This window comes from Nonomuraea solani (assembly GCF_900108335.1).
GTDB lineage: Bacteria > Actinomycetota > Actinomycetes > Streptosporangiales > Streptosporangiaceae > Nonomuraea > Nonomuraea solani.
On sequence record NZ_FNVT01000032.1, the window covers coordinates 90,917 to 108,977 of the forward strand.

The 18,061-nt window shown below is 65.6% G+C and carries 15 protein-coding genes and 1 pseudogene; 6 read left to right on the plus strand and 10 right to left on the minus strand.

From position 1 onward, the window contains the following. The first annotated feature begins 28 nt into the window (after window positions 1-28). On the plus strand, window positions 29-1,369 hold the full coding sequence (locus C4V41_RS55195) for a condensation domain-containing protein (RefSeq protein WP_146104194.1): 1,341 nt from the start codon (window positions 29-31) through the stop codon (window positions 1,367-1,369). A gap of 81 nt (window positions 1,370-1,450) precedes the next feature. Here C4V41_RS55195 and C4V41_RS66345 read toward each other — a convergent pair whose 3' ends face one another. The 7 genes from C4V41_RS66345 to C4V41_RS55230 all read right to left on the minus strand — a co-directional run bounded on the left by C4V41_RS66345 (window position 1,451) and on the right by C4V41_RS55230 (window position 9,366). Beyond that, window positions 1,451-1,579, minus strand: a complete 129-nt coding sequence (locus tag C4V41_RS66345; RefSeq protein ID WP_103964094.1) for a transposase — start codon at window positions 1,577-1,579, stop codon at window positions 1,451-1,453. 10 nt (window positions 1,580-1,589) lie between these two features. Then, entirely contained in the window at window positions 1,590-3,026 is a 1,437-nt protein-coding gene (locus C4V41_RS55205) for a glycosyltransferase family 4 protein (protein WP_103964095.1), read from the minus strand. After that, a complete protein-coding gene (gene guaB, locus C4V41_RS55210; RefSeq protein ID WP_200824921.1) occupies window positions 3,023-4,198 on the minus strand; it encodes an IMP dehydrogenase in 1,176 nt (391 codons plus the stop codon). Before guaB ends, C4V41_RS55205 begins: the two co-directional genes overlap by 4 nt. Further along, on the minus strand, window positions 4,195-5,001 hold the full coding sequence (locus C4V41_RS55215; RefSeq protein WP_103964096.1) for a hypothetical protein: 807 nt from the start codon (window positions 4,999-5,001) through the stop codon (window positions 4,195-4,197). The genes guaB and C4V41_RS55215 overlap by 4 nt, the downstream gene beginning before the upstream one ends. Before the next feature lie 121 nt (window positions 5,002-5,122). Next, window positions 5,123-6,925: an asparagine synthase (glutamine-hydrolyzing) gene (asnB, locus tag C4V41_RS55220; RefSeq protein ID WP_103964097.1), complete on the minus strand. Its 1,803-nt coding sequence runs from the start codon at window positions 6,923-6,925 to the stop codon at window positions 5,123-5,125. Between the two features lie 40 nt (window positions 6,926-6,965). Then, on the minus strand, window positions 6,966-7,925 hold the full coding sequence (locus C4V41_RS55225) for a glycosyltransferase (protein ID WP_160150737.1): 960 nt from the start codon (window positions 7,923-7,925) through the stop codon (window positions 6,966-6,968). 79 nt (window positions 7,926-8,004) lie between these two features. Then, entirely contained in the window at window positions 8,005-9,366 is a 1,362-nt protein-coding gene (locus tag C4V41_RS55230) for a Gfo/Idh/MocA family protein (RefSeq protein ID WP_103964099.1), read from the minus strand. A gap of 329 nt (window positions 9,367-9,695) precedes the next feature. On the opposite strand from C4V41_RS55230, the gene C4V41_RS55235 reads away from it, so the two are divergent. The 4 genes from C4V41_RS55235 (at window position 9,696) to C4V41_RS55250 (ending at window position 14,889) form a co-directional block, all read left to right on the plus strand. After that, window positions 9,696-11,408 (plus strand): ABC transporter ATP-binding protein, encoded by a 1,713-nt coding sequence (locus C4V41_RS55235; protein WP_146104195.1) that lies wholly within the window; start codon window positions 9,696-9,698, stop codon window positions 11,406-11,408. 26 nt (window positions 11,409-11,434) lie between these two features. Next, window positions 11,435-13,177 (plus strand): ABC transporter ATP-binding protein, encoded by a 1,743-nt coding sequence (locus tag C4V41_RS55240; RefSeq protein WP_160150739.1) that lies wholly within the window; start codon window positions 11,435-11,437, stop codon window positions 13,175-13,177. 171 nt (window positions 13,178-13,348) lie between these two features. After that, window positions 13,349-14,101 carry an O-methyltransferase gene (locus C4V41_RS55245; protein WP_160150740.1) on the plus strand — a complete coding sequence of 251 codons (753 nt, stop codon included), beginning with the start codon at window positions 13,349-13,351 and terminating at the stop codon, window positions 14,099-14,101. 134 nt (window positions 14,102-14,235) lie between these two features. Then, window positions 14,236-14,889, plus strand: coding sequence for a nucleotidyltransferase family protein (locus C4V41_RS55250; RefSeq protein ID WP_103964103.1), 654 nt, complete (start codon window positions 14,236-14,238; stop codon window positions 14,887-14,889). A gap of 274 nt (window positions 14,890-15,163) precedes the next feature. Here C4V41_RS55250 and C4V41_RS63665 read toward each other — a convergent pair whose 3' ends face one another. The 3 genes from C4V41_RS63665 to C4V41_RS55265 form a co-directional block, all read right to left on the minus strand. Next, the gene (locus C4V41_RS63665; RefSeq protein WP_200824922.1) at window positions 15,164-15,877 is read right to left on the minus strand and encodes an LmbU family transcriptional regulator; all 714 of its coding nucleotides are present in this window, start codon (window positions 15,875-15,877) and stop codon (window positions 15,164-15,166) included. A 244-nt stretch (window positions 15,878-16,121) separates the two neighbouring features. Further along, a complete protein-coding gene (locus C4V41_RS55260; protein ID WP_103964104.1) occupies window positions 16,122-16,589 on the minus strand; it encodes a hypothetical protein in 468 nt (155 codons plus the stop codon). Between the two features lie 201 nt (window positions 16,590-16,790). Next, the gene (locus C4V41_RS55265) at window positions 16,791-17,564 is read right to left on the minus strand and encodes a transposase family protein (protein ID WP_103964105.1); all 774 of its coding nucleotides are present in this window, start codon (window positions 17,562-17,564) and stop codon (window positions 16,791-16,793) included. Window positions 17,565-17,878: 314 nt separating this feature from the next. Between C4V41_RS55265 and C4V41_RS65005 the strand changes: the two are divergent. Continuing rightward, window positions 17,879-18,061: pseudogene (locus C4V41_RS65005) on the plus strand (hypothetical protein); the annotation flags it as partial.

Here is an 18,061-nt window from a genome sequence, read left to right on the forward strand (position 1 = left end):
CCACAGAACGAGAGATAGGTGAAAGTCGGTGGATCTGCCAGAGCAGATGGGCTCACTGTCGCTTGAGTTCTCGGCCCGCCGTGTCGACAGCGGCCCGCTCGCCTGGGCGCAGAAGGGCATGTGGAACAACATTCGCGCCATCGCCCCTGATGATCGGCATCTCAACGTGACGCTGACTTTGGACGTGCCTGATGGCGGCTCCTCGATCGACCGGGTGCTGACGGCGCTCCGTACCCTGGTCGCCAGGCACGACGCACTGCGTACCACATTCCGTACCGGCGACGATGACCAGCCGCTCCAGATGATCGGAGGGCAGGGCGCGATACCAGTCACCCTGGCCGGAGGACCCGAGGCAGCGCACCGGCTGTGCGATGCGCAGTCGGGTCTCGGTGCCAGACGCTTCGACCTGGCGGTGGACCTGCCGTTACGCGTGGGCCTGGTGATGGTAGGTGACAGGGTGCGGACCGTAGTCCTGTGCCTCTCGCATCTGGTCGTCGACGGCTGGGCAAACCAACTGCTACTGGACGAGCTCGCGGCACTGCTGGCCGGCGCGCGTGAGTTGCCGCCGGTGACCAGGCAACCCATCGAGCAGGCCCGCTACGAGCGGGAAGTGCTCGCACCTCGTTTGGGCGATCGTGTGGCGGCCTACTGGCACAAGGTGCTGAGCGCATGTCCACCGTCGGCTGACGCCTTCGCCCCAAGGGTTGAGCCGATGGCGCCACGGTTCTGGCAAGGCGACTACTTGTCCAAGGCGTCCCTACACGCGTCCCAGATGCTGGCCGCCCGGCACGGGGTGAGCCAGGCGTCGGTGTTCCTGGCTGCGGCAGCACGTGTCCTGACCGTGTACGCGGGCCGTGACACGCTTCCGGTTCTGCTCCGGGTGAGCAACCGGTTCGCTCCCGAGGTCAAACGGTCTGTCCTCTACCTGTGCCAGAACACCCCAGTACTGTTGGAAAACGGGGGAGCTCCGTTTCCGAAGCTGGTCCGCTCAGTGCACCTGGCGGCGTTGAGGGCCTATCAATGCAGCCAGTACGACCCGGACCATGTCAAAGCCGTACTGGATGAGATGCACCAGCCGAGCGTCATTCCGGATCTGATCACCCTGAACGTGGTCTCCCAGGGCGCGGCCATTGACGGCGACCCGCGATGCCCAGATGGAGCAGGGCCGCGGGACCTCCTCCAGGACAGCTCGTTCACGTGGCGACGCCGGTTCGAGAACGAGAGGATCCGATTGTTCCTGAGCGTGTTCGGCGGGCTCTCATACCAAGTGATCGGGGACACCAGTTACTTTCCGCCTGAGCAGATAAAAGCCACGGTCCAGCTCATCGAAGCTACTTTGGTGGACGAAGCCGAAAGGGACGGGCGATAGGTCGGCAGCGCCGATCCGCCATCACGTGAATCTTGGTGGTCATGCTGCCTCGCGGCATGTCGATGGACACACGCTCGTCGTCTACTCCGCGCCCTCGACTCCCACGCCCATCCCCTGATCGGCGGGATGGCGTCCATGGACGGTCTCCCATGACCCGAAACGCGAAGGTAGGTCTTGCCATGGCACTCTCGCACGAGTGCGCCACAGGATTTGGTGGGTTCTAACGGGAAGGGTGGTCGCCTGGCGGTCGCTGCCTCATGAGCAGCCCTTCCGCCTCCCAGCGGGTCAGCTTGTCCGGTGCTATGCCCTGTTTGGCCGACAGATTTCCGTCAGGCGTGGCCGACAGCAGCGACAACAATTCCCGGTCTTCGGCGTAGGCGTGCAGGTAGTCGCTGTAGTAACCGTGCGCCGTCAGTGCGCACCAAGGCGGGATGCCATAACCGCTGCCCCCGTGCGTCAAAGGCGTCCCGGTACGCCGTCCAGCCGCCGAGTCGGCGAACACCTCGTGGTACCCGGCGACCGTGGCCCGCTCGCTGTAGGTGGCGTCGACGAACTCGCGAAAGCGCTGGGTATCGAAGGACTTCTCGTCGAGCAGCAGGGCCGCCAGCAGCCCCGCGCATCCGCTGATGTCGCCGTAGTCGACCTTGGCGACCAGTTCGTCCGGGAGGACGGTCCGCTGGGCGCCGACGCGGCTGACGATGGTTGGTGTCCCGCACAGCTGGGATTCCACCGAGACGTTGCCGAACGCCTCGACGAAGTTACCGATGCACAACGTCAATCGCCCGAGCGAGAAGTACTCCGGCATGCGGTCCGCCGATATCCACGGATGTACGTGGAGAAGCCGCCCGAGGTCGTTCTCGATCGCGTACTTCTCCGCCTCCCGGTAGAGAGTTTGATATTCGTGGCCGGATTCCTCTCCTACGAGCTCCGAGTCCATCCAGCGCGGCACGAGCAGGCGTAGCCGGGCGAAGATCTGGGGTGGCAGGTGCTCACGGGCGGCGGCGATCACGGAGATGGCCTGGAACAGGCCCTTGCGCGGGTCCGGGCGATGCGGAAAGAGAATTGGCACCCAGTCGGGACGTATGCCCAGTTCGGATGCCATGCGAGAGGAGTCGACCGGACGAAACACCGACAGATCGAAGCCGTTTGGGACGACTTGGACGGAGGTCGAGTGCTTGTCCGAGAGCCGGGAGAGCGTGGCGGACATGCATTGCTTGACATATTCGGAAATGGCGATGAACTGTCGCCCGCGGAAGGAGAAGACGCCTTCCAACGTCGTCGGGTAGACGAAATCCTGAACCCCCGAAACCACCGGCACGTCGTCGTATATCTGGCTGAACACCAGCTCCGAGTCATGGATGTAGAAGACGTCCGAGTCGCTCGCCGCCGTACGCAGCGTCTCCGCGATGGAGGCGAGGTGATAGGGCGCGGTGTAGTACGGCTCAGGGAAGGTCTGCTTGAAACGGAGCGACGGGCGCACCCGCGCGCCGGGGGCCAGTTCGAAGGACTGCGCGTTGTCGTCCCGCAGGGTGCAGTAAATGTCGCAGTCATGCCCCTGGTCGGCCAGATGACGGACGACGGAGATCAACGTTCGCTGCGAGCCGCCGTGAACATGCTGGGGGAACACCGGGCCAAGTGAGAAAACGGCCACTTTCATGACGCACCGAACCTGCCGATGAGGCGGCCGTCGCCCTCCCCCGCATGGGGCCGGCTCTCCTGCATCCCGCCCGGCGTGACCCTGACGAACCGGGCCACCGCCTGCAACGTCGGTACGTCGGGAGCGCCGCAGTAGCTGAGCCCTGATTGCACCCCGCCGGTGAGTTGCCGCAAGACGTTACGCAGCGGGCCGGTCGCCGGGAAGGCCACCTCCACGCCTTCGGGTACGTAGTCATCGAAGTCCTCGCGGGACACCGCCAGCCCCTCCGCCCGGCGGAGCGTGAGACGCATACCGAGCGAGACATAACCGGTGGACGACCGGACACTGTGGCCATCGTCCTCGCCCGGCACGGCCGCGCTCTCCTCCGTACCCGCGAGCGCTGAGCCGAGCATCACCGACGCCGCTCCGGCGGCGAGCACCTTGGTAATGTCCCCAGCCTTGCGGATGCCACCGTCCGCCACGATAGGCACGCCGAGCTCCCGGCCGGCCGCGGCGCACTCCAGCACCGCCGTGAACTGGGGCACGCCAACCCCGGCGACGGCTCGGGTCGTGCAAACCCCGCCGGGGCCGATGCCGACCTTCACCGCTCCCGCACCGGCCGCGACGAGGTCTTCCACCCCCTCGGCGGTGGCGACGTTGCCAGCCATGATCGGCAGGTCGGGGTAGCGCTCGCGCAACAGGTGGACCGCGTTGAGCGAAAGCTCCAGGTGTCCATGCGCGGCGTCCACGAGCAGCACGTCCGTCTCGGCGTCCACCAGTGCCTCCGCCCGCTTGACGAAATCGTCGGCCACCCCTACCGCGGCGGCGACGAGTAGCCTGCCATCACCGTCGACAGACGGCGGTACGCCGAGCGAGCCGCTCCCATCAGTGGAAGCCCGCTTCACTTGCCGGACCTGATCCGCCTGATCGTCGATGGTCTGCATCCGGTGAACGCAGCCCATCCCACCCAGCCGGGCCATGGCCACGGCCATCGCCGTCTCCGTGCACCAGGGCACGTTCGAGGAGAGGATCGGGATCGACAGGCGCAGGTCGCCGATAACCGTCGAGCTCAAATCGACGTCGCGCCTGCTTCGCACGGGGCTGCGCCGCGGCACGAGCAGGACGTCCTCGATCGCCAGGGCCGTCGGAATGGCCTTGGTGCTCCTCAGAGCCGAACGGGACCGGTCACTCATGAGACATGTCTCCTCACTGTCAGGCCGACCTCGGCCGGATCGGCTGTGATACCGCTCATTTGCGCGATCTCAGGTAGGAACCGCCAGAACGCCGGATGTTCCGGGTACGTCGCGTGCAGCATGACGAGACCGGTCACATCTCGCACCGGTGGTCGATTGAGCGGGCAGACGATTCGGTAACGGGCTGGGTCGAGGACCGTCACCTCGCCTTCCGCCGCCAGCGCCTGCATGACCACCGCGACCGCCCCCTGCTCATCGTGATACTTCACCTCGTCAGGGGCGATCGACTCTTCCCACCAATCGAATTCGGCATCGAGCAGGGGCGTGAGATCGCAACCCGGAGCCTGGCCCACCAGGCCGGCGTTGATGGGCAGAAAGCGGGACGGCAGTTTCCCGCCGAAGTTCCCGTACGGCCACAATGCCACGAACTCTTCACTTGACACCAGATAGGAAGGGCCACCACGGGCCAGGAAACGCCGCAGTTCGACCGGCTCGGCCAGCAGAAATATGTCAGAGTCAATACGCAATTCGGCCCTGCCGGCATCGATCCGGGGCATGGGCGCCCATTTACGCCACGTCGCCTCCGGCCGGAGGTAGCGGGATCGCGGCGAACCGTCCAGCTGCCGCACCTCGGCCTCGACCAGTAGATGCGCTGCGACGAACTCGGGATCGTCCGCGTAAACGACATATTCCGCGGTCGAACCAAGGAATCGCTGAAACGACCCGATGCTGTGGCTGAGCATGTAGCAGCCCTCGATGGTCGGATTCCAGCTCGCCCACCGGCAGATGACGTCGGGCTTCATTCGTGTACCCCCGAGCTTGATGCCTGACATTGAAAAGAGCGGATCGATCTTGATTCGCGGTGATCGTACATGGTCCCCGGTGCTCGACTGGATAGTGGCGTGTGTGCCATGACTGTGGTTTCTACCGCAGAAATGTGTTGGCCCATGCCAGCAGCGAATAGATGCTCCAGATATCGGACGGAAACGCGCCGGGCGCCAGGAGGTCTTCCGGGGTGATCAGTTTTGGCAGCCATCGGCCGGGCCGAAGCCCGAGTTGATCCTTGTCCGCCAGCCGTCGCAGATCAGCCACGACGACCTGGAGCGGCCCCGCCAGCCACGCGGCCATGGGTAGTGAGAACGGGCTCTTCGCGGCCCGGGCGGCGGCGGGGATCCCGAGGTCCAGAGCCAGGGAACGCAATGCCACTTTGTCTGCCCCCGCCGAGAACTTGCGGTTGGCATGCATGGACAGCCCATGCTCGACGACGCGGTGATCGAGGTACGGATATCTGCCTTCCACCGAGTTGGCCATGCATATCTTGTCGCTCCGGGCCAGCAACGTACTGGGGACGAAGCCCCGCAGGTCATCCCGGCCGTAGCGGTAGAGCAGTTCCGTCTCCGAACCCTTGGGCTCGACGTTGACCGCCGCAGCGTGCAGCACCTCGATCGTCTCGGCGTCGCTGCGTCCCAGCACTCGCGTCAGCGGCAGTTCGGCCGGGCCGTCGCCGGGTAGTCGCAATTCCGGCCACAGGCCGCCGTCATCGAGCGACTTCAGCAGCCGGCGGCCGCCGATCCACGGCCGTTCCCCGGCCATCGAGCGGCGGTACTGCGCGTAGCCGCCGTACAGTTCGTCCGCTCCCTCACCGGACAGGAGCACCCGAATCCCGCGACCTGCCGCCTCCGCCGAAATGCGGTCGAGCAGCGCCGCCGTCGGGTCACAGACCGGCTCCTCCAGAGCCTCCACCGCCCGCGTGGCCGTCTCCAGATAGCTGCCGGCGGACAGGCGCACGACGACATGCTCGATACCGAGTCGGCCGGCCAGCGCGGCGGCGTCGCTGGCCTCGGAACGGGTGCCGTCCCCCGCAGTAGGAAAGTCGATGGTGAAGGCGGTCAACGGCCGGTCGGCCCACGTGCGGTGCAGGGCGGCGATGACGGCGGAGTCCAGCCCACCGCTCAGGCACAGGCCCACCGGCCCGTCCACGGAGCCGCCTTGCCGGCTGACGGCCTCCCCGAGGAGCCACGGAAGCTCCGCGCCGTGGTGGGCGGCCTCGGCGGGACGCTCCGGAAGGCTCCAATACCGGTGCTCGCGCACTCGGCCGTCCTGGATCACCAACTGAGTGCCTGGGTTCACCTTGTAAATGCCGTGGAAAGCGGTCAGCGGCGCGGGAACGAACTGGTGCTGAAGATAGAGGGCGATGCCGGCAGTGCTCGCGGTGGTCGGCTCGGGGCCGACCGCCAGCAGCGGCCGGATTTCGGATGAGTAGGCGAGCCGTCCGCACATCTCGGTGACGTACAGCGGGCGGATGCCCAGCCTGTCCCTGGCGAGCACGACGGACCGCGAACGGTTGTCGATGACGGCGACGGCGAAATCGCCGACCAGCTCTTTCCACAGGCCGGTGCCGCATTCCTCGTACAGGTGAACAATCACCTCGAGATCTGAGGTGCTGCGGAAACGATGGCCTCGGCCCAGCAGGTCACGGCGTAGTTCGGGGTAGTTGTAGATTTCGCCGTTGCCGCATACGGCGATGGATCCGTCCTCGCTCAGCAATGGCTGGTCGGCGGTCGGCCCACCTCGGACGGCAAGACGGCGTACGACCATCGAACCAGCGGGTGAATCGTACGTGCCCGCGGAATCGGGTCCGCGATGGACCATCCGCCGGGCCATGGTGACCAGGAGCGCCGCGTCGTCCGGACGTTTCGGGCCGGTGAACCCGGCGATCCCGCACATCCGTCAGCTTCTCGTTCCGTGCCCGGCCGCGCACGTACGGTCATGCATCGTCGGCCAGAAGTTCGGCGTACAGGCGGGCATAGTCGGCCGCCATCCTGGCGCGGGAGAAGCGGGTCTGCGCCCATTCCCGGCACGCGAGAGAGCTGAGCCTGCCGACCTGGCGAAGGGCGACGGCCATCTCCTCAGGGGTGGCGCGCAGCCAGCCGGTGACCCCGTTGGCCACCACCTCCGGTACGGCTCCACTCGGGACTGAAACCACCGGCGTGCCGCACGCCTGGGCCTCCACCAGTACCTTCCCGAACGGCTCCTCCCACCGGTACGGCATGAGAAGGGCACGCGCGTGGCGCAGGAGCTGTTTCGCCTGTGAGCGTGAGGCGGGCCCGTACCAGACAACATCATCGCCGAGCGCCGGTGCCACCTTCCGCTCGAAGAACTCTTGATGTCTGTCGAGCAACTGCCCAGCGATGACGAGGGGGACTCTTGCGATCCGTGCGGCCTCGATGGCGAGGTCGACCCCCTTCTCCGGTATGATCCGGCCGAGGAACAGGACGTAATCCTGTTTGTCTGCCCCATAGGGAAACCCTTCGACGTCGATCCCGTTGTGCACCGTCCCCACGAATGACAACTCCGGCAAGAGCGTACGCATCCGATGACTGATCGCCACGAATTTGGTGGCTCGCATCACCCGCTCGCCCAGGCGGTGGAATTGCTCGGTGAAGTCGGCGTCGAACAACCAGTTAGCCCTGGTTACCGTGGGCCACCGGATGGTGTGGGCCAGCAGAGCGCCATATTTCGACTCATTGTTGTGAACGATGTCGAACTTATGTGAATTTGCATATTCGATGGCCGCCTCAGCGTGCGTGCGTGGGTTCGTTGGGCTGTACGCGGGCGGTGTGGGGAAATGAAAGGCAAGAGGGAGCCCGACGGCCGAGTCGCCGGTGGCGAAAACCGTGACGTCGTGCCCCGCAGCGGCGAGCTCGACGGACAGATCGTACGTCACCTCCTCCGCGGGGCCGAAACCGTCCGGTGGAGTCCTCGCCCAGCAACTGGAGATCTGCAGGATTCTCATCTCGGCCTGGTCACCCGACTCCGGTCAGCGCGGCCATGTGCCTGGCGACGGGTACCGTTCCCCGCAGTTCCGCGGCCTCGATGGCGGCGAATATCGTCGCCATCGTTCCGAGGTTGTCGGCCAGCCGCGTGGCGGGCGCGGGGCCGCCGGAGATCCAGGTGACGAACTCGTCGATGACCGCCCGATGCCCCGTGAGAGGCGGTGCGGTCACCGGTACCTCGCTCTCCACGGTTCCGTCGGGGCCGTGAACGGTGACGAGCACGGAGGAGTCCACCACACGCAGGGTCCCCCCTGCGCACTCGGCCCGGTAGCTCTCCCGTTTCCAGCCGTCCTGCTGTCCGGCCGCCACCGCGCTCGCCTCGTAGAGGAACCGGGCCGAGGACGGGAAGACCCCTCCGACCAGGGCGCATGGCGCCCCTGAGAACGAGGTCGCATGACCCGGCCGCCACTCGTCCGCCCACACCGACTCGGGGGTCTCCCCGGTGAGATGACGAATTTGGTCGAAGTGGTGCGCGCCTGCCTCGAAGAGGGCGGCGTGCGGATGGTCGTGCCGGTTGCCGCCCCAGCTCCGCGGCTCCCGGTAGTCGACTCGGAAGCGCGCCACGAGCAGGTTGAGCGGGCCGAGACCGCCGTCGGCGAGCACCGATCTGGCCGTCCTGATAGGACCGTAATGTCGGTAATTCTGCATCACCTGTGCCTTCACCCCGGACGACCGGACCGCCCGAACGATGTCGGCTGCGGCCTTGGGATCGCTCGCGAGCGGCTTCTCCGTGAGAACGTCCAGTCCGCTTTCGGCCGCCGCGCAGATCGCGTCGCGATGGCACTCCGGAGGCAGCACGACGACGGCGGCATCGACGTCGAGCCCCTGGCCGAGCGCCCGAGCCGCCTCGTCGATCGAGCGGAAGGCGGCGGACCGGGGCACGCCCAGTGCGGCCGCACGGTCCGACAAGCTCGTCGCGTCCTGGTCGACCAGAGCGGCGACCTTGGCCCGGTCGGCCACGGCGGGCAGGAAATGCTCATGCCACACCCCGGCCCACCCATCAGCGCCGAAAACCAGCAAACGCAGCGGTGACCGGCGATTGCCACTCACGCCCCACTCCCATGCGACCGGCCACGGTTGAGGTGTTCCGGCGTCATGCTCCGCCCTTCCGTTCGATGATCGGCCAGGCTTGTGCCACTCAGGACGTTCACCGCCCTTAACCGCAGAGGCCAATACTCCGGCACCGCGCCACAATCGAGAACGGTTGATGAGCGACCGGGAGCCGTTGTCTCGCCGGCGGGACACTCGGCACGGGTGGAGCGGGCCACGGCCCGTCATCTGGCGGGCCATACGTAAGCGCACGGTTACGCACACGGCGCTTTGCCCTGCCATGGTCCTGGTGCCCTAATCTCGACGCCAGGTCTCAGCGGCAGCCGCGGCATCGCACGGGCCGAACATGCAATGACGTGGCGCGTGAAACGAGATTCGATGATTATTGCCGGCTCTTCTCACCGGCTGATTCGTCATCTCTCCGACATGGAGTTGCGCCCTTGAGATTGAACGAGCACGATTCTGGTCTGTCGCTGGCTCCGCTGCACTGGTCGACATATCGCGACCAAATAGGGGAGAAGGCGTGTGTACTGCGAATGCTCCGGCACGCGCGGAGGCGAGATCTGATCGGACTGGTGCTAGTCCTGGCTGCCAAGGCCGCTGGCCCATCAGTGGCCGCGCTGATCACCGGGGCGGTGGTGGCGCGTGTCGGTGCCGCTGGTGGGGCCGGTGAGGTCGCGGTGCTGGTCGCGGCACTGGCCGTGGTGCTGATGGCGATCAACCTGATGGATTCGCTACGGGAGTTGTTCCACTTCGCCGTGTCGCGCCGTATCGAGGGCTGGGTGCGTACGCAGGTGCGCGCCATGGCATTGGCGCCTTCCGGCATCGCGCATTTGGAAGGGCCGGAGTTTCACGACGACGCGTCGCGGGCGAGCGCACCGGGGGATTGGTCGATCCGCTCGCCCGGTGTCGCGGCCCTGGGGCTGATTCAACTGGCCGGCCGTGTGATCGGTGCGGTCATGGCGGCAGCCGTGCTCGCCGCGTACTTTCCCATTCTGGCGATAGGGCTCCTGGCGGTGAATTTGCTCATACGCGCGATCATCCGTCGTCAGTGGATGCATCTGGCGCGCTTGGAGGAGTCGCTGGCCAGGGACGGGCGGCGGGTGCAGTACTGGACGAGCTTGGCCGCGGGTGTGAAGACGGCCAAGGAAGTGCGGCTGTTCGGACTGGCGGACTGGGTGGTACAGGGATGGCGGACCATCCGCTTGAGCACGGCGTCCGAAGTCTGGGCGACTCACCGCAGGATCCTGCGCCGCCAGGTCCTTCCCATCATGCTCGCGGGAGGATCGGCGTTGGCGGCGCTGCTGGTGCCGGGGCTGGCCGCCACCGCCGGCGCGATAACGGTGGGAACGCTGGCCACGTGTGTGGTGGCCGCCAGAGCGATCTTCACGGCCAGCGACTTCAGCGAATCCGTCGACATCGAGCGCGGGACACGAGCGATGCGTGCCCTTGAGCGGCTGACCGCACGCCACGGACCGGCCCGCATGCTGAACGCCGCTCCCACCCCTGAGACCGATCTCGAAGCCGATGCGCCGTCGGTGGTGTTCGAGGACCTGGAGTTTCATTATCGGGCAAGTGAGCGGCCGGTGTTGAACGGTCTCAACCTGAGCGTCGAACCCGGCCGGGTTCTGGCCGTCGTGGGTGTGAACGGTGTCGGCAAGACCACGCTGACCAAGCTGCTGGCCGGGTTGTACACGCCGACGGCCGGGCGGATCCTGGTGGACGGTGTGGACCTGTCCGGGCTGGACCTCGCGGCTTGGCGGCGGCGGTTGAGCGTGATTTTTCAGGACTTCGTGCGCTATCCCGCCTCAGTGCGCGACAACGTCGCATTATCGGTTCCCGAACGGCCGGTCGATGACGCCCTGGTCGAGCAGTCGCTGCTACGCGCAGGCGCGTACGAGATGGTGGATCGGCTTCCGCGCGGGCTCGACACACCGCTGTGGCGCGGCGGCGACCGCGGGCAGGACCTATCGGGTGGCCAGTGGCAGAAACTGGCGATCGCCCGTGTGCTGTACGCCGTCGCGCAGGGGCGCCGGTTGATCGTGCTGGACGAGCCGACCGCTCATCTCGACGTACGGGCTGAGGCGGATTTCTACCAGAACGTGGTGGCCGCCGCCCAGGGGGCGTCGATGGTGTTGATCTCACATCGGCTCTCCACCGTACGGCATGCCGACAGCATCGTCCTGTTGGCCGAGGGCCGTATCCACGAGTCCGGCACCCACGAGGAGTTGCTCGCCCGCGGCGGCGGCTACGCCCGCCTGTTCGGGCTGCAGGCCGCCCGCTTCGACCTCGATGATCCCGACGATTTGACGGTGGCAGGATGACCCACAGGATACGCACCACCTGGCACATGCTGGTGCTGGCCTTCCGCGCGGATCCCCGAGTGGCGACTGTCGCCACGTTGTTGGTGGTGCTGGCCTCCGGGGTGGTCGCCGGGACCGCGGTGTGCCAGCGTTGGCTGGTCGACGCCGCAGGGCTGGGCGACGTCGGCGGCGTGGCGGCCGCCGTGATCGTCGGTGTGCTGGCGTACACGATGTCCTCGGCGCTTGAGCGGGTGCAGATGAATCTGCGACCCTACCTGGCCGACCTGGTGTCGGTGCACGTACAGCACGAGGTCCTGCGCGTCACCGCCCACATCCCCACCATCGAGCACCTGGAACGCGTCGAGTACCTGGACCGGCTGACGACGCTGCGGCGCGGCACGTTCTCCCTGGCGGCGCTGTGCTGGACGGTCGTCGAGACCCTCGCCGCCGTGGTGAGCCTGGGCCTGAGCCTCTTTCTCTTGGCCGAGATCCACCCCGCTTTGTCGCTGCTCGCCCTGTGCGTCACGCCGGTGCTCGTCTGCAATGGCAAGGGTCAGCGGCTCAGACGCACCGCTCAAGACGCGGTCGCACAGACCGTCCGGCATGAGGAAGCCATGCACGCGCTGTGCCTGCAACCCGAGTCGGCCAAGGAGGTGCTGATCGCCGGCAACGGACCCGAGCTCAGCCACCGGGCCGAGCGGCTGTGGGAGCAGACCACTAGGCAGCAGCGCATCGCCCTGCTGAAGGGGATGGCATGGACGGCGCTCGGCTGGAGCTGCTTCTTCGCCGGGCTGGCCGGCGCGCTGGCCATCGTGGCGTACCTGGCGGTGGCAGACCGGGCGAGCACTGGAGACGTGGTGCTGGTGATCTGGCTGGCCGAGCGGCTCCGCCAACAGGTCTCGGGCAGCGTGACCGGCGCCGGTGCGATCGCTCAGGCCGGGCACATCGCCGACCATTACCTGTGGCTGCGCGACTACGCGGACGCCCTCCCCAAAGGCACGACCTCCGCGCCCGATTCGCTGACCACGGGCATCAGCCTGCGCGGCGTCACCTTCTCCTACTCCGGCGACGAGACACCCTGCCTCATGGACATCGACCTGGACCTGCCGGCCGGCTCCACCGTCGGCCTCGTCGGCGTCAACGGCGCGGGAAAGACCACCCTGGTCAAGTTGCTGACCGGCATGCACAGGCCCGACCAGGGTTCGATCGACATCGACGGCCGGCGTCTGGCCGACATCGACCCCGCGCAATGGTCGGCCCGCTGTGCCGGCGCCTTCCAGGACTTCGCCAAGCTCCAACTCCGCGCCAGGGAAGCCGTGGGTGTCGGAGACCTGCGGCACATCGACGACAGCGACGCGATCGAGAGCGCCGTGGATCGTGCCGGGGCCCGTCAAACCGTCATGCGCCTCCCTGACGGCCTGGACACCCAGCTCGGGACCGTCTTCGACGGCACTGACCTCTCGCATGGCCAATGGCAGAAGTTGGCTCTCGGGCGCGCGATGATGCGCACGTCTCCGTTGCTGCTGATTTTCGACGAACCCACCGCGGCGCTCGATCCCCAGGCGGAGCACGACCTTTTCGAAAGCTTCGCTCATCAGGCACAAACGGCCCGGCGACGCGGTGCGATCACCATATTGGTGTCTCACCGCTTTTCCACCGTCCACATGGCCGACGTCATCGTCGTCCTCTCTGATGGACGGGTTGCCGAAAGCGGTAGTCATGCCGAGTTGCTCGCCCTCGGCGGCCATTATGCCGAGCTTTACAACACCCAGGTCCAGGCATACAGATGACAGTCCGCCGGCCGCTCGCCCAAACGATCAACCGGGAGGTATCGCGTGGCAAAACACGGAAATGATTCGCATTCGTTGCCGAGCAGTAGGGGTGGCGACGCGCTGGGTCTGGTACGCGATCACAATGCCATCGGGGCCTCGTCTTTGTACCCACGCGGAAAGATGACGACCATGGCCCGGTCGCTCCTGCGGCGGATCGCCAGTGCTGTGGAGCTCGACCTGCGGTGGACGTCCGCGAGGCTCGACAGTATGGGCGCGCCCGAGTCCTACATCAGCGCGATCATGCGAGACGATCACCATGACGAACCAAGCCTGCGTGCGCTTCTCTCGCTGGCGGGCACCGCTGTCGAACGGGCGCTTGACCAGCCCTTGCGCCTGCTGCGAGAGCGCGGTGCGGCGGATTCGGTGTTCGTGTGGCCGGGGCAGCATTATCGGCTGCTGGCCTCGATCGTCGAACTGCTGAAACCGCAGACGGTGGTGGAGATAGGCACCTTCGACGGAGCCAGCGCACTGGCCCTCCTGGAGAACTTGCCGGTGACCGGGCGGCTGGTGACGTTCGACGTTGTCCCGTGGTCACAGGTGGGTCAGACCCTGCTCCGTGCCCAAGACCTGGATGACGGGCGACTGACGCCGATCACCGGCGATCTGTGCCGCCTCGAAGTGTTCGAGGCGCATGCGGAACTGTTACGAACGGCTGATCTTATCTTTTTGGACGGCCCCAAGGATGGAGAGTTCGAACCTTGCCTTATGTCCCGCCTCGGCACGGTCGGGATAAGACCGGGGACGCCCTTGCTTTTCGACGATATCCGACTGTGGAATATGCTGGAATTTTGGCACACGCTCGATCTTCCGAAGCTTGATGTGACCGGTTTCGGTCACTTCACCGGAACCGGTCTGGCCTTGTGGGAGGAGGAGCGTATCTAGGCGCCGATTCCGTCGCCGTGGCAAAAGGATAGAGTCTGGCATTTGCCTGGCTAAGATTGGTCGCGATGAGTATGAAGAACACTGGACCGCCGGCTCCTCGTCTCGCCCGGATCCGGGACCGCTGGCTAAGCGCCGTGACCGACGCCCTCCAAGACGATCAGTTGGTGGTCGGCGCCGCTCTGGTCGGCTCTCTGGGCGCCGGTCGTGCCGACGACTGGAGCGACATCGACCTCCTCCTCATCGCTGAGGACGCGCACCTCGATGACTACGCGACGGCCGACCGCCTTCCCAATGGTCCAGGCCAGCTGACCTTCGCCATCGACGCTCGCCACAACGGCCCTCTCAGCACCAGAGCGGTCAGCGCTCAGTACGTCGTGGACGGGCTTCCGCTCTGGATCGACTGGCACATTCACCCGGTCTCCCTGGCGAACTGGCCTTCCGACAGCACCGTCCTCTTCGACCGGTGCGACATCGATCGGACCTCGGCCACCTTCTCCGAGTATCTCAATCGCGGCCAGCACGAGTCGTCCACCCCGAAGACCCCTCACGACCACAAGGCCATGCGGTTGGCGCTCGTCCCGGTCGCCGGAAAGCAACTCGCCCGCCGCTCACCGGAGACGGCCCAGACGATCGAGTTCCTCGGCGGCCCCCATGTGTCTGACGGCGATTGGAAAGACCATCTCGACGCCCTGCGTCAGTTGCTCGACCAATTCGCGGCGCTCGGGCTCACTGACAGCCTCTTGGCCGGGTACGCCTATCTAGAAGTCCTGGAGGAAGCCCTGCACTGACTCGGCACGACGAAGGGGAACACCCCAAAGGCGGTCGCACTGTGCCCCCGTTCCGTCAGGTGGTGCTGATCCCGTATGCCTTCGACAGCTGTGATGGATCGCGGAGTGGCCGCCCTCATGTCACATCGATCTTCCCCTACGGGCATCAAGGCGACGAACGAGATCAAACCCGTACACCACTCCCGTGGACGCTAACGGTGGCGATCATCACCGGCAGCACCCGCCCAGGCCGGACCGAGGGATGGCCACAAAGAATCAAGCCGCGAACCCAGGCTCAGTCGTTGATGCTCTCCAAGGGCATTGCCGCGGCTTGGACGGGATTGTTGGACACGAACTCGAGAACCTGGACCGCCCATTCCTCAAGACTGAGTCCGTGGGAGTTTGCTGTCGCGGTCAAGCGATTGAGCTGTTCGTGCGAGAGCTTTATGCTCAAGCCATTGGTATCCACCGGGGGGTAACCGTTGTTGCTCGCGGGGTTGTGCGCTTCCTCGACTGGAATTTCGTCGGCGCCGGCCATCGACTTAGGGCCCTGCCGCTCTCGGAGGCTCGCCCGCACCTCATTGCGCAACTTGTTCCGTGACCAAGTGAACTCTTCGGCCCTGCGCAGCCAGTAGTCCTGTTCGGGGGGATCGAGGGCGGCCACCTCGGCATGGTGGCCGAAACTGAGATGGTCCCGTCGGCGTGGCAGTGCGAACTGTCGGGCAACCCATGCGTAGTTGCGTAGGGTTTGGTAACTGAGCGAAGTCTTTCGCGCGGCCTCCTGGTAACGGTCTTGGAACGCGGATTCCCCATAGGCGAGCCAGTCGGCTATCCACCAGGTGGAAGAATTGGCCGCCCGAAGGAGTTCCAGGCCGATGAGTTCCCAGGCGCGAAAGGTCGGGGTACCTGAAAAGATCAGGCCCGACTTCTGCAGGCAGACCGGGGCCTTCTTCGATATGGCCTCTGCGGAATTGAACACGGATACTGTCACTTGCGGCAGCTCCCACATATTCCGGCGTATATGAAAAGGCGTCACCCTCGTTGCCGTGTCAGCTGAGCCAGTCCAAACGATTGACCTGTGAGTCTCATGGACACTTCTGTTCGTGAGTGACAGGGTTTCTCGGAGGGTAGTCGGAGTCCTCAGGGTAAGCGGCTGACACCTTCTGGCTTGCCCGCCAGTTCCTACCGTCCTCGAATTCGATTCTCGGAATCCAGCCGCCATTGGCGACCCGACTTCCACGCCTCAGATCAGATCAGGGGTAGAGCGTGTAGGTCTTGGTGTTGTTGCACACGATCGTGCCCGGGAGGCAGCGCTTGGCCCTGATCGTAATCCGGTCGAGGTTGGTGCGGGTCGTGGACCATTTGAAGCTCTTGTGGCCCTTGTTCCGGCCGGCCTCCTTGTACCCGCCGTAAATTTCGTTGCCGTTGCTCTTCTTGAAGGAGACCTCGACCACGGTCGTCCAGGCGTCGCTCTTGGTGTCCGTCACGCTGCCGCGTGCCTCGCCGTAGCCGTTGCTGCAGAGCTTCAGGACGTAGCTGACGAAGCCGTCCTTCGTGTTCAGCTTGCTCCACTTGTCCTTGCAGTCGGCCGAAGAGACGCTCGAGGAGGAGGCGGTGGCGGTGGTGGAGGCCGTGGCAGTCGTGGTCGGCGTCAGTACGGCGAAGGCCGCAGAGACCCCGACAACAGTGGCGAGCATCTTCGAGGGGGAGAGCTTCCGCATGAACTTCGATCCTTGTCAGTTAACGAGAACTTCGCGGTGCTCCGCCTGTGATCAGAGCACCGCAAAGAATGCTAAACATCGGCGGTATAGCAGTGGTATGTCCACAGCAAGTCGTGGGTCGAACGCCCTGCCCCGATGGAGCAGCCAGATATCTCTGAAGGCTCGCACAGGACTGCGTACATCCGTGAATGCTTTTCATCCTCATGCCGCCTGCGCGACGCGGTGATTCTGAAGGACGGCGATGGCCTTGCACAGGTGGCCGGCCTTGCTCGGGCTGCAGCGTAGCTTGCGGAGGACCTTCCAGCTCTTCAACTGCGCGTTCGCGCGCTCGCCGGGGCCGCGAAGGCGGGCGTGGGCGCGGTTGGCCTGCTTCTGGGAGGCGGGCTTCTTCTTGCCCTTGTACGGGGTCCGGACCGGGCCTTCGGCACCCTGATACGCCTTGTCGGCCAGGGTGATGATGCCCGCACGTTCGAGTGCGCGCAGGATACCCCAGATGCGGGCGGCGCTCAGATCGTGGGCCTTGCCCGGAAGTGCGCCGGAGGTCCACAGGATCGTCCCGTCCGGTGAAGCGAGGACCTGCACGTTCATCCCGTGAACGCGGTGCTTGCCGGAGAAGTAGGGCCGGTCGGCAGCGATCCGGTCGATGTGAATTAGCGTGCCGTCCAGAACCAGGTAGTGCAGCCCGTCCCGCTTGGCCTTGCGCAGCGCCTGGCCGAGCTTGGGCGAGCGGGCCGACAGCAGCGCAACCGTCTCCTCCACATACCGCCACGCGGTCGCCGTCGACACCCCGAACCCGGCCCCGAGCTCGGTGAACGTCTCGCCCTTGCGCAGATAGACCAGCACCAGCAACGCCTGTTGGCCGGGGTTGAGCCGCCGCCAGAGCGACCCGATCGCCTTACGGTGGCGCCGGATCATCCCAGCGACGTACTTCAGCATCTGGGGCGACAAATCGACGGCAGCACGGTAGGACAACACCTGAAGCTCCTGGTTGCGACGGTGTGGATTGTGGTGATCAACCCGTCTACCAGGAGCTTCTTCACATCAACGGCCGAACATCGGCATCGCGATCATGCCGTGACCAAGGCAGCCGCCACAGAGCCTGAAAAAGGTTCCGTGCAGGCGACTTCGGAAAATGACAGCCACGCGATCTCAACGACCTCTACTACTGAGCCTGGATCCACGGCGGAAATCTGATGGATGTGTTGTGAAATAAGGCGAGGTGCCCTCTGACCTGGGAAGATTGGAGTTCTCTACGCTTCAATCAGCCAGCTCAGGAAGGCACCTCGTAAGTGCGATTCTCCCACGCCGCGAGCAACACCCACGCGATCTTCGATGAAGAGCATCTGATCTCCTACAGTGGGCTGGCCCCAGCGCTGCGGCTGGCCGAGCGGGCAGGCCTGGAGCGCCTGACCGGCAAGCATGTGGCCCCGGCAGCGGCAGACGGGGCGAACGCTCCTGCGAAGATCGCCTCG